Origin of the sequence: Cytobacillus sp. (assembly GCF_964223445.1) — a bacterium.
In the GTDB taxonomy this organism is placed as follows: domain Bacteria; phylum Bacillota; class Bacilli; order Bacillales; family Cytobacillaceae; genus Cytobacillus.
Genome location: NZ_CAXQGS010000089.1, coordinates 24,186 through 36,405 on the forward strand (window position 1 = coordinate 24,186; position 12,220 = coordinate 36,405).

Below are 12,220 nucleotides of genomic sequence, written 5' to 3' on the forward strand. Positions count from 1 at the left end.
TCTCTTTTTTTTGGCAAAATTTATGAAAAATCTCCCTTGGATTTCTAAGTTTTTACAGTATAATTGGTAGGAAAGTCATATTTTAGTAGTCTTAAGGTTTATCAATTAAAAAGTAGGGAGTTGGATATCAGCAATGAGGAAATTCATCATGCCGTTTTTTGCCTTTTTCCTTTGTCTGCAGAGTTCTATTATTTCAGCAGAAGCGGCTGAAAGTACAGTTAAATTAACACCTGGAATTAAGCTGGAAAAGCGAAGCGGTTTAATTTCAAATAGAAAGCAATCTATTAATATTTTAAATTTAAATCTGCTGGATCCATATACCACTGTGGGATATGGTGTTTCTAAACCTATTAGCAAATTATCTCCTGTTACTTCGCTGGCGAAAATGAATACATTTGAAAATCACCATGTAGTTGGTGCAGTAAATGCATCATTCTTTCATATGGAAAATGGCGATCCGGCCTACCTTCTAGCATCCAATAATACTATTGAATGGCTGGGTGCCGTCTCGGCATTGGATAATGGATTTATGCATACGCCAGCCGCATTTGGTTTGAATAAGAATGGGAAAGCACTAATAGATAAGTTTAACTTAAATATAACTTTATCCCATCATAATAAAACATATAAGATTGATTCTTTTAACACTCAGAGAAATTCAGATGAAAGCATCCTCTTCACAAGCAGTTATCGCTATGACAATACCAGAACAAATCAGACAGGATTAGAGGTAGTAGTAGCTAATTTGGATAAGAACCTTGATCCAGGCGGGAAGTTTGGTGAAACAGTTTCAGGAACTGTAACAGCTATCCGGCCTTACGGGAAAGTTTCCAGCTCCATGATACCAAAGAATGGGTTTGTTATATCGGCACACGGAATAAAGGTCGACCAAATAAGAAATTTAAAAATTGGAGATCCGGTATCATTGAAAGTTGATATAGATGATAAATGGAAAAATGCCTCCTTTATGCTTGGTAGCGGTCCGCTTCTTGTTCAAAAAGGTAAGATGAATTTAACAATCGATACATCCAGTCCGCGTGCTGCATACAGAGAACCCCGAACAGCTGTTGCGGTAGATTCGACAGGTACAAAGGTGTTTTATGTAACTGTGGATGGACGCCTGCCGGGATATAGTGAAGGAATGACTCTTAAGGAATTTGCTGCATATCTTGTCAGTTTGGGAGCCTATCAAGCTTTGAATCTTGATGGAGGCGGGTCGACTACATTAGCTGCAAGATTCCCCGGCAATCGTTATGCTGCACTTGTAAACAAGCCTTCAGATGGAAGACAGAGGAGCGTATCAGCCATTTTACAGGCGATCAGCACTGCACCTTATGGAGAAGCAGTCTCTTTCAAAGCAGCCCAGGCTGTAGAAGGAAAGCTGGCTGTTGGAGGATCTGTAGGATTTAAGATCACTGAAGCTATGGATAGTTACAACAATCTTATACCAATTAAAGAGGATGAAATTAAATATAGCACAGACGGCAGCATTGGCAAAATAGAAGATGGAAGATTCATAGCATTAAAGGCAGGCCAGACAAATATAACCATTACATACGGAAAGGCTCAGGTAAAGGTGCCGATTACAGTTGTATCCAAACCTCACAGATTTGAAATTAGTCCTGAAAGTGTATATATCCAAAAAGGTGAGAATCAGCAGTTCACCGTAAAAGCATATGATGAATCCGGAAAGCCCTTAATATTTAAGGCTGCAGATATAAGGTGGAATGTATCAAACGGAGCTGGCAAAGTTAATGAATCTGGTTTATTCACAGCAGCAGCTGATGAAAAAACTGGATTAATTACTGCGCAGCTTGGAGATGGAGAAGTAACCGTTCCTGTTACAGTCAGCAATAAACCAAAGATGATCAGCAGTTTTGATGCTGCAGCTCTATGGAAATCAGAGAGTATACGAGCAAAAGGATCTTTGAATAATTCCTCTGATGGCAACCAGAAAGAGGGAATAGGATCAATGAAATTAAATTATGACTTTACAGGAAATAAGTCTGGGACTGCAGCTTCGTATGCAGTTTCCACTAAAAGAATTGTCTTGCAGGGTAAACCGGAAGCCCTGGGAATGTGGGTATATGGAGATGGGCAATCCCACTGGCTTCGGGGAAGGATATATGATGCAGGAGGAAAAGAATGGACTCTTAACTTTACTGAAGACGGACAATTAAACTGGAAAGGCTGGAAGTATGTTCAGGCAGCCATTCCTTCCGGAGTCAGATACCCGCTTGCTCTAGACCGCATATATATCACCGAACCTAAAGTGTCTAAGCAAGATCAAGGCAATATCTATCTTGATAAACTTGAAGCAATTTATGAAACACCGCACAATATAGAATATTTTAAAGCGGGTTCAGCTATCCAAACTGTAAAGCCGGGTAAGCAGTGGACAATTAAATTCAATACAGCTTTAAGTCCTGCAGCAATTACTAAAGAAACAATTTATATCCAGGATAAAAACGGCAAGCGCCAGCCTGTTTTAGTTAAGCTTCAGCCTGATATGAAATCGGTTGTTGTTGAAGCACCTGCTTCTGGCTACGTTTCTGGCAGCAACTATCAGCTTGTTGTAACAAAATTTGTTCGTTCTATGAAGGGAATTCCTTTTAGGAAAGATTACAGCATGTTATTTTCTATTCAATGAATGAAGAGCAAGCTATAAATAGAAAAGCTCAACCCTTAAGGGTTGAGCTCTTTTTATAGGTCAATTATTGAATAGTGGAAACCTTCCAGTTTGAAAGATCGGGATTATCTTTCGTTACCAGGCTGGATGGGAAAATAAATGTCCATGGCTTGGAAGTATTGGCTTTAACTTCAAAATCCTCAAGCTTAAATCCTCCGCCGGCGACTTTATCACCAGCAGCATCTTCTACTTGCAAAGGCAGCTGCTGCAGCTGGACGTTCTTTTCGTGACCATTGCGAATTAGCACAGTGACATGCAAGTCTCCAGAATCCGCAAGCTTTGCGGAAAGACCCATAAAGTTAATTTCCCCTGATTTAGGCGGCTGGATATTCTCCAGCAGTTTTTCCAGCTTCTGTTTATCCTCTTCAGCAATCGACTTTTCCCAAGTGCTATGAAGATCAAGTGAATGCTTCTTCTTTAGTTCAAAAGCAAGTGTCCAATCTTCTAGAGAGAATTCCCTTTTTTGAATAGCTGAAGCAGGGAAGGTGAAAGTCCAGGGACGGCTGCTTCTTCCCGGAATTTCTCCGATTTCCCTTAAATTAAATTCGTGGCGGGCAATTACCTGTTTGTCTGAGTCCAACAGCAGCAGGCTCACTTGCTCAAATTTAATTCCTTTATTTAAGCTGTTGCGGACAAATGCAGTAACTTCTACACCAGTACCCTCAGGTTTAATTTCTATACCTGAAAGGGATATTTGATTAGCTTTCAAAGGTGACAGTTCATTATTTAAGAACCTTAACACATACATTTGCTCGGATGGAATATTCCAGGCAGGATGTATGGATAATTCAGTTTCGATCTCAGCATCAGCAGCTGGCTCGGCTTCTTCATTTAATAGATCTGATGAAGAAACACTGCTGTCAAGACCAGATTTTTTTACCTTATCATTATTCTTGCGTCGAAAGATTGAAAGCATTGTCTTTCTCCTTTTATGGTTATTTCTATGACTGACTTTCTTCTTTAACCTTCATAAGAATTGCTGCTAATTTAACAGCTGCATCCTTTTGAATCTTTTGGAAGGAAATCGTAAACAGTTCAAGACCTTCGCGCTGATATATTCTCATTGGGTCTTCCTGCTGATAATACCTAAGACCGATGCCTTCTTTTAATCTTTGCATACTTTCCAGATGCTGGATCCATTGTGTATCAATGATGGACGTAATTAAAATTTTGAGAGCATTCTGAAGGTCTGCATTTTCAATCTCTTCTTCAAGTGCAGTTATATATTCATCCATTGCTGGGCGGACGGCATCTTCCACCTCGGTTTTTTCGGTAATAATGGTAGGGAAGACAATTTCTTTGCCAGGTAAGAGCGTTTTTAATGAGTCAAGAAGCTTGGCTGAAGACCAATCTTCAGGAAGTGAATCCTCCAGGCATACAGCATTGATTTCTTTCTCCACGGCATCCTTTATCATTGGGATAATCAAGCTGATTCGATCGCCCTGTTCGAGTATCCTGTTACGAAGAGTATAGATAATTCCCCGCTGTTCATTGATGACATCATCCAGCTTTAAGTTGTATTCCCTCATCGAGAAGTTTGCGCCTTCTACAATCCTTTGAACACGATCCACAAATTCATGGATTTTCTTATATTGGATCAGGCCGTGTTCATCTGTTTTGATTGATTTTTGAAGCTTTTCAAGGTCGTCTTTAGCAAACCTTCTGAACATATCATCTTCAAGAGAAATAAAAAATTGAGTAGTACCAGGATCGCCCTGTCTTCCGGAACGTCCTTTTAACTGGTTATCAATACGTCTGCTCTCATGGCGTTCTGTGCCAAGAACATGCAATCCTCCAAGCTCTGATACGCCTTCTCCCAAAAGAATATCTGTACCGCGGCCAGCCATATTTGTAGCAATCGTGATTTGCCCTTTTTGCCCTGCGAGTGATATAAGCTGAACTTCCTGTTCAACGCTCTTTGCATTAAGAAGTTCATAATGCAGACCAGCCTCGTCCAGGTATTTTGCTACCTTTTCTGACTGAAGTATGGAAGTGGTCCCAACCAGAACGGGCTGCCCATTTTCGTGCCGTTCCTTCACTTCTTTTACAACTGCTGTGTATTTATCGTGTGTCGAATGGAAAACCTTGTCTTCCAGGTCGATTCTTTGTTTCGGCTTATTCGTAGGAATCTGGATAACGGACATTCCGTATACCTGTTCAAATTCTTTTTCCTCAGTTTTTGCAGTCCCGGTCATTCCGGATAATAGAGGGTACATTCTAAAATAGTTCTGAATAGTGATGGATGCCTGCGTTTTATTTTCTTCTGTAATTTCCAGTCCCTCTTTTGCTTCGATGGCCTGATGGAGTCCATCACTCAATGTGCGGCCCTCCATTATTCTTCCAGTAAACATATCAACAAGCATCACTTTACCTTCATGAACAATGTAGTCTACATCCCGCTCGAACATAACATGGGCCCGCACGGCCTGAATCATATAATGGTAGAGTGTTTGATGCTCAAGTTCGTATAAATTCTCCACACCAAATGCTTTCTCTACTTTTTCAATTCCTTCATCAGTAAGGCTGGTTGCCTTCGTTTCATCATCAAATGTGTAATCTGTATCTTTTTTGAATCGCTTTGCAAGCCTTGCCCCTATATAATGAAGGTTTGCACTTGATTGCATTTTTCCGGCGATGATCAGTGGTGTTTTTGCTTCATCAATTAATACACTGTCTACCTCATCAATGATGGCATAATGGTAGGGCCTTTGAGCTCTCTCTTTAGGATCCCTTACCATATTGTCCCTCAGATAATCAAACCCGAATTCAGTACCAACACCATATGTAATGTCCGCTTCATAAGCTTTTTTCTTCTCCGCAGGACTCATCATTGGAAGGTTGAGGCCAACCGACAATCCCAGGAATTCATGGATTCTCCCGATATGCTCCTTATCGCGGCTGGCAAGATAGTCATTAACTGTAATAACGTGAACACCTTTTCCCTCAAGAGCCCTCAAATAGCTTGGAAGGGAGGCGACAAGTGTCTTTCCTTCTCCTGTGGGCATTTCAGCAATATTGCCTTCGGTTAATACTAATCCCCCAATAAGCTGAACATCATAGTGCCTCTGTCCTAAAACTCGCTTAGCAGCCTCTCTGACAACTGCAAATGCTTCAGTTCTAATATCGTTTATGCTTTGTCCAGTATTTAAAGCATCTTTAAACACATCTGTCTGGTTTCTTAATTCATCATCCGTCATTAATTCATACTTCTTTTCAAATGAATTAATTTTTTCGACCAATTTATAATATTTTTTTAAACGTTTATCGTTCGTATCTCCAATTGTTCTTTTCAGAAACGTTATCATGGTAAGACGCCCCTTAATTTCTAGTAAACTCTAACATTAATTAATCTTACCAAAAGACAGCCATCTTTACTATATTGTTTCATGAAATGGAAAATTATGAAAATGAATCTAAAGAAATTAGCTTTTTTTACATAATAAATGAAACTTTAATACCTAGGGATCCGTCTATCTATAGGAATTTGTAAATAGTTTAGGAATACACGAAAACGGGGACTTAGTATGAAGGTTAGTTTAAGCAAAATTAGGGTGGATAAATTTTTAATAAGTAGATATAATAATGAAGTTGAAATATCATGAAAGATTGCTTTCTATATTAAGAGAATCATAGAAGGCTTTAGCTTATTTTTATTATAATGACTGCCCTCTAAAGTTAATTGCATCAACTAAATTTATACAAGGGCATGTACTTCTAGACATTGGCCGGATGTAACACAGCTTTTATCAAGATAATCAGAGATGTGCATTCAAAACTTCGCGATAAACAATTTATGAGAAATTAGCCTAATAATTTGAAGCAAAAGACGAAGTTGGAAATTTAAAAAAATACACTTTGGATATGCTAATGACTGAGGAGGTCCATATGGTTTACCTTACCTTGTTAATATGTTTTGCTGCATCAATAATTATTACACCGCTTGTTAAAAAGCTTGCTATTAAAATCGGTGCAGTTGATAAACCGAATCAGCGAAAGGTCCATCAAAAAATAATGCCCCGCTTAGGCGGTCTTGCTATATATTTAAGCTTTATTATCGGATTGCTTATTCTAAGACCTGGCGGCGAATATTTCCTGCCAATTCTAATTGGAAGTATAATCATTATCATTACCGGTGTTTTGGATGATATGATCGAGCTTTCAGCCAAGGTAAAACTCCTTGGGCAGCTTGCAGCAGCTCTCGTTGTAGTTCTTGGAGGCGTCAATGTAGATTATATTAACATTCCTTTTATAGGGGAGTTAAATTTTGGACCATTAAGTATTCCTTTGACCATCATTTGGATAGTCGGCATAACCAATGCCATTAATCTGATTGACGGCCTTGATGGCCTGGCTGCAGGCGTTTCCTCCATTGCGCTTATAACAATTTCCGGCATGGCTATCCTAAAAGGAGACATGTTTGTTGTCAGCATGGGTTTGATTGTTCTAGGAAGCACACTGGGCTTTCTGATCTACAATTTCCATCCGGCAAAGATCTTTATGGGTGACACGGGTGCCCTTTACCTTGGATATATGATTGCTGTACTTTCACTTCTTGGATTTAAGAACGTTACAATGATCTCGCTGATTATCCCTGTTATTATTCTCGGTGTTCCGATTTCTGATACATTCTTTGCCATAATCAGGCGAATCGTAAATAAACAGCCGTTGTCTGCACCTGATAAATCCCATCTGCATCATTGCCTCCTTAGATTGGGCTTTTCACACAGACAAACTGTATTGCTGATTTATGCACTGGCTGCCATGTTTGGTCTAGCAGCGGTGATTCTAACTCAAGCTACTGTATGGGGTGCACTGCTTGTTATTGCTATTCTGATCCTGGCCATTGAATTGATTGTTGAAAAAATTGGGCTTGTGAATCATGATTATAAGCCGCTCTTAAAAATGGTAGGCACAAAAAAAGAATCTTAATTTGAACGGCCCTTAAAAGAGGGCCGTTTTTTATTGCTTTTTTACATGATGGGTATGGAAGGCAGGTTGAGGAGTCTGCGCTTTTCGGAATAAAGGGAAATTAGGATGGATTCCGTTACTGGCTGTATTAAAAAGGGCATGCTCTTAAAAAAGAGCATGCCCCCATACTATTCCTGGTAATTGTTCTGTTCGTCCTGGTATTCATGATTGTCAGCGGTGTTCATGGCCTCAGTTAGTTCCAGGTGGCTGCTTAATGTTTCTTTAACATTTTCCAAATCATCTTCATCTAACTGGTAATAATAAATTGAGTCAATATATGCATCGCTGCCTGCTAAAGATAGTGTTTCTACATTTAATCCAGTGCCTTCCACGGCATAGTCAATGAATGATTTCATTTCAGAAAAGGATAAATCGGTTGTCATATTATCTCCAACAGCTTCAATGACATCTGCATATTTTGTCAATCCTTTTGCTGATGCTGATTTATCCATAATAGCTTTTATTATTTCCTGCTGGCGCTTTCCTCTTTCAATATCGTTATCCTGCTTCCTTGTCCTTGCAAATGCAAGTGCTTCTTCACCGTCAAGTTCCTGATAGCCTGGCTCAAGATTGATTGCATTTCGTCTGTCTTTTGAATCCATTTCTGAAATAGCATATGGAACTTCAACTTCAATTCCATCCAGCGCATCAATCACATCTATGAATGCATTGAAGTTCATTTTCACATAATAATCAATAGGGATGTCGAGCAGACCTTCCACTGTATCGATGGTAGAAACCACACCGCCGTTTGCGTGCGCGTGAGTAATTTTATCTTCGTATCCAAGCTCTGGTATATAAACATAGGAATCACGCGGGATGCTAAGAAGCTTTACCGATTTCCGCTTTTCGTTAAATGTGGCAAGCATTAAAGCATCAGAACGGGATCCGCTGTCAAAGTTTCGCACATTGCTGTCATCGACTCCAATAAAGAGGACAGAAGTGTTTTCCTCTTTTGGATCCACCTTTTCACGGCTTGTTTCCCTTTCAACAGGTGTGTATGATTCACTCATGACTGTTTGTGCTTTATTGTACAAAAAAGCACCGTATGCAGTAGCACTTAAGGTCAAAAATAATATGGGAAGCAGTATAAAGGTCACTAAGCGTTTGCGTCTTATCCTTTTTTTCTGTTTATTATGAGAACGTCTGTCATGAGACATAGTAATTTATCTCCTTTTGTAGAAATATGTATATACATACAAATATTTTACCTTTGTTTTTAATATTCGTAAATTGAAACTTTATGATTAAAGATCAATGGTATTTTCAAGGTAAACACATTCAGCTTCTTCAAATTCAGCCTGGCCATTTGTTAAACCAGTAATCCATTCCTTATAATTATCAGTTTGGTTTTCCTCCACTAATACTTCAAGGTTAACTTTATCGAGGTAGTGTATTTCCTTTAAGCTGAAAGCAGAAGAACGGATTTCGTTCTCTAATTTGCCCAGCCAGGTATAATCGACTTTTGCATGGATTGTCTTCATTAGTATTCTTTCTACCGTACCTGCTGCTTTGATGCCCTCAGAAGCTGCTTTTCCATATGCACGGATAAGGCCGCCTGCTCCTAATTTTATTCCGCCAAAGTACCTTGTTATCACAACTGTTGTATTTTTTAATTTCTTTTTTTTCAAAACTTCCAGTATAGGTACTCCTGCAGTACCGCTAGGCTCTCCATCATCATTAGCTTTTTGGATCTGATCATTTTCTCCAATTAGGTAGGCAGAGCAATTATGGGTTGCATTCCAATGTTCTTTTTTTATGTTTTCAATAAAATTTTGTGCAGCTTCTTCTGTTTCTGTTCTGGCTGCATGTGCCAGGAATCTTGATTTTTGAATAATAATTTCCGTTTGGCCATTTCCTTTGACTGTATAATAATGGGGCAGCATCTGAACCGCTCCTTTCAATTTAAAAGATGCGAAATGTATTTCTTTTTAAAAATTTATTGGCAGTATTTATTATAATTCGACATAATATGCAACTGGCAGATTTCTCTGCATTGTAATAAAACTTTAATATTGCCGAGATTTTTCCATGTTATAATTATCATTATTCTGATAGTGCTAAATCTATTATTTGAGAATAGTTTTATTGGATTGTTTTTTAGAGTAAGCCTTAGTTTTATTTGCTTATTTTTATGTTTAATTATCTCTAATTAGGATATTAGACCCAAGAGAGAATTACAAGTCTATGCCATTTTACCGAATTTTGGCTTAATAGGGGCAATTTTCACGATGAATTGATAGTATAACCCTATATTTCGAGCTAAAATAGTTGTTAAGAGAGCATGCAGGAGACTTATTCTCCCTGGAGGAATAATATGAACATGAAAAGACTGGATACAAAAACACTTGATCTTATCCTGCAAAAGATTATAGACACTGTGGGAACAAGTAAGAATGAGATATTTAGAATCGGCGAGCAATGCCGTAAAGACCACGAAACCCTTACCGAAGAGCTGAGGGATGTTAAACAGTTGGTTATAAAAACCATCGATGAAGGGGACAAGCTGGAGGTTCAGACCCGGTTTGCCAGAAAACGCCTATCAGAAGTCAGCATGCATTTTAAGGACTATACAGAATTTGAAGTCCGCGAAGCTTACGAGAGGGCCCATCAGCTTCAGATGGATTTATCTATGAATAGGCAGCTGGAAAAACAGCTGCGGGACCGCAGGGATGATATTGAGAGAAGACTGCTGGGTGTAAGTGAAACGATTGATAGAGCAGAAGCGCTTGTATCGCAGATTTCAGTGGTCATGAGTTATTTAACAAGTGACCTCCAGCAAATGGGTGAGATTATTGAAGATGCCAGGATTAAGCAAGAGTTTGGTTTGAAAATAATTGAAGCCCAAGAGGAAGAGCGAAAAAGATTATCCAGAGAAATTCATGATGGTCCTGCTCAAATGATGGCCAATGTCATGATGAGATCTGATTTGATCGAGCGTGTATACAAAGAGCGGGGCGGAAATGAGGCTATTGCCGAAATAAAGAGCCTGAAGAAAATGGTTAGAAGCGCTCTTTATGAGGTGCGGCGGATCATTTATGACTTGCGTCCAATGGCACTTGATGATTTGGGGCTGGTGCCTACCCTCAAAAAATACCTGCAGACAATCGAAGAGTATCACAGTACCACAAAAATCAGTTTTTCCAACCTTGGAGAAGAAAAAAGGCTCCCGTCTCAATATGAGGTAGCGCTTTTCAGACTGATTCAGGAATCTGTTTCAAATGCTCTTAAGCACTCAGATGCAAGTGAAATTACTGTTAAATTGGAGATTAATAAGACAAGGGTAGCCGCAATTATTAAAGATAACGGCAGAGGATTTGATATTCGTGAAAAAAAAGCAGAATCATTTGGAATAATTGGCATGCGCGAGAGGGTAGAACTTCTTGAAGGACAGCTTTCCATTGATTCCAAACCAGGCAAGGGCACGATTGTCATCATCCAAATACCTTTGAACTTGTAGAACTTATATATAGAGAGAACCAATAACCGGAGAATTTGGGAGGCGAAGCAATTGACTACAAAGATTGTCATAATTGATGACCATCAATTGTTCAGAGAAGGGGTAAAACGAATTTTAGATTTTGAAAGATCTTTTGATGTAGTGGCAGAAGGTGATGATGGGGCTGAAGCTATCTCATTGGTGGAAGATTATAATCCTGATGTTGTCATCATGGACATTAACATGCCTAATGTGAATGGTGTGGAAGCAACTCGCCAATTAATTGAAAAGCATCCTGATTCAAAGGTCATCATCCTTTCCATCCATGATGATGAGAATTACGTTACACATGCGCTGAAAACAGGTGCCAGCGGATACCTGCTGAAAGAAATGGATGCTGATGCATTAGTTGAGGCAGTAAAAGTTGTGGCAGATGGAGGGTCCTACCTGCATCCGAAGGTTACGCATAACCTTGTTAACGAATACCGCCGCTTATCAGCAGTAGGCGCAGGAAGCAGCAGCGGCTACTCATCACAAATCGAAATCCGACGTCCGCTTCACCTGCTGACACGCCGTGAATGCGAAGTCCTTCAGCTGCTTGCTGATGGAAAAAGCAACCGTGGAATCGGCGAGGCTCTTTATATCAGTGAAAAAACGGTTAAGAACCATGTCAGCAACATTCTGCAGAAGATGAATGTAAATGACCGTACACAAGCCGTAGTAGTAGCGATTAAGAATGGCTGGGTTGAAGTGAGATAGGTGACAGGCACCACCCGAATTTTGTCGAAAAGCACGCAGATGGTTTTAACGCCATTGCGTGCTTTTTTATTTTATCAGAGCAGCAGCCGCAATTTGAAAGATGGTCTTTGTATCGGAAGATCTCCTTTTAGCCTGATTGACCATTAGAACAAGTTCCTCAAGTTCTTGTGGGGATGCGCTGTCGATGAGCCAAGAAGCAAGTTCTGTTCCGCTAAGAGAGTGGTTTATGTTTGGAACTTTAATAATTTTGTATTTGCTTAACTCGCTATTAAGTATGTGGTGAAGTGTATCAAGATTATATTTACTGGAGTTGGGTTTGCTTGTAAAAGAAGTGTTGTTTTTCAATTGTTACAGCTCCTTTACGA

The 12,220-nt window shown here is 39.4% G+C and carries 9 protein-coding genes; 4 read left to right on the plus strand and 5 right to left on the minus strand.

The annotated features are described in order from the left end of the window. Window positions 1–133 precede the first annotated feature (133 nt). Window positions 134–2,650, plus strand: coding sequence for a phosphodiester glycosidase family protein (locus tag ACEQ1T_RS16295; RefSeq protein WP_370223761.1), 2,517 nt, complete (start codon window positions 134–136; stop codon window positions 2,648–2,650). A 64-nt stretch (window positions 2,651–2,714) separates the two neighbouring features. On the opposite strand, the gene ACEQ1T_RS16300 is transcribed toward ACEQ1T_RS16295, so the two are convergent. Both ACEQ1T_RS16300 and secA2 read right to left on the minus strand, forming a co-directional pair. Next, window positions 2,715–3,605, minus strand: coding sequence for an accessory Sec system S-layer assembly protein (locus tag ACEQ1T_RS16300; RefSeq protein WP_370223763.1), 891 nt, complete (start codon window positions 3,603–3,605; stop codon window positions 2,715–2,717). Between the two features lie 25 nt (window positions 3,606–3,630). Next, on the minus strand, window positions 3,631–5,994 hold the full coding sequence (gene secA2, locus ACEQ1T_RS16305; RefSeq protein ID WP_370223764.1) for an accessory Sec system translocase SecA2: 2,364 nt from the start codon (window positions 5,992–5,994) through the stop codon (window positions 3,631–3,633). Window positions 5,995–6,574: 580 nt separating this feature from the next. Between secA2 and ACEQ1T_RS16310 the strand changes: the two genes are divergently transcribed. Continuing rightward, a complete protein-coding gene (locus ACEQ1T_RS16310) occupies window positions 6,575–7,618 on the plus strand; it encodes a glycosyltransferase family 4 protein (RefSeq protein WP_370223765.1) in 1,044 nt (347 codons plus the stop codon). Between the two features lie 167 nt (window positions 7,619–7,785). Here ACEQ1T_RS16310 and ACEQ1T_RS16315 read toward each other — a convergent pair whose 3' ends face one another. Together ACEQ1T_RS16315 and ACEQ1T_RS16320 are read right to left on the minus strand one after the other, a co-directional pair. Further along, window positions 7,786–8,817 carry an LCP family protein gene (locus ACEQ1T_RS16315; protein WP_370223766.1) on the minus strand — a complete coding sequence of 344 codons (1,032 nt, stop codon included), beginning with the start codon at window positions 8,815–8,817 and terminating at the stop codon, window positions 7,786–7,788. An 87-nt stretch (window positions 8,818–8,904) separates the two neighbouring features. After that, a complete protein-coding gene (locus ACEQ1T_RS16320) occupies window positions 8,905–9,543 on the minus strand; it encodes a YigZ family protein (protein ID WP_370223768.1) in 639 nt (212 codons plus the stop codon). A gap of 431 nt (window positions 9,544–9,974) precedes the next feature. On the opposite strand from ACEQ1T_RS16320, the gene ACEQ1T_RS16325 reads away from it, so the two are divergent. Continuing rightward, window positions 9,975–11,117: a sensor histidine kinase gene (locus tag ACEQ1T_RS16325; protein ID WP_370223769.1), complete on the plus strand. Its 1,143-nt coding sequence runs from the start codon at window positions 9,975–9,977 to the stop codon at window positions 11,115–11,117. A gap of 51 nt (window positions 11,118–11,168) precedes the next feature. Continuing rightward, the gene (locus ACEQ1T_RS16330; protein ID WP_206840070.1) at window positions 11,169–11,855 is read left to right on the plus strand and encodes a response regulator transcription factor; all 687 of its coding nucleotides are present in this window, start codon (window positions 11,169–11,171) and stop codon (window positions 11,853–11,855) included. A 66-nt stretch (window positions 11,856–11,921) separates the two neighbouring features. Here ACEQ1T_RS16330 and ACEQ1T_RS16335 read toward each other — a convergent pair whose 3' ends face one another. After that, window positions 11,922–12,200, minus strand: coding sequence for a hypothetical protein (locus ACEQ1T_RS16335; protein WP_370223770.1), 279 nt, complete (start codon window positions 12,198–12,200; stop codon window positions 11,922–11,924). Window positions 12,201–12,220 lie beyond the last annotated feature (20 nt).

Coding starts and splice junctions, on each gene's coding strand:
- ACEQ1T_RS16295 (WP_370223761.1), top strand. CDS start 134: ATGAGGAAATTCATCATGCCGTTTTTTGCCTTTTTCCTTTGTCTGCAG.
- ACEQ1T_RS16300 (WP_370223763.1), bottom strand. CDS start 3,605: ATGCTTTCAATCTTTCGACGCAAGAATAATGATAAGGTAAAAAAATCT.
- ACEQ1T_RS16325 (WP_370223769.1), top strand. CDS start 9,975: ATGAACATGAAAAGACTGGATACAAAAACACTTGATCTTATCCTGCAA.
- ACEQ1T_RS16310 (WP_370223765.1), top strand. CDS start 6,575: ATGGTTTACCTTACCTTGTTAATATGTTTTGCTGCATCAATAATTATT.
- ACEQ1T_RS16315 (WP_370223766.1), bottom strand. CDS start 8,817: ATGTCTCATGACAGACGTTCTCATAATAAACAGAAAAAAAGGATAAGA.
- secA2 (WP_370223764.1), bottom strand. CDS start 5,994: ATGATAACGTTTCTGAAAAGAACAATTGGAGATACGAACGATAAACGT.
- ACEQ1T_RS16320 (WP_370223768.1), bottom strand. CDS start 9,543: ATGCTGCCCCATTATTATACAGTCAAAGGAAATGGCCAAACGGAAATT.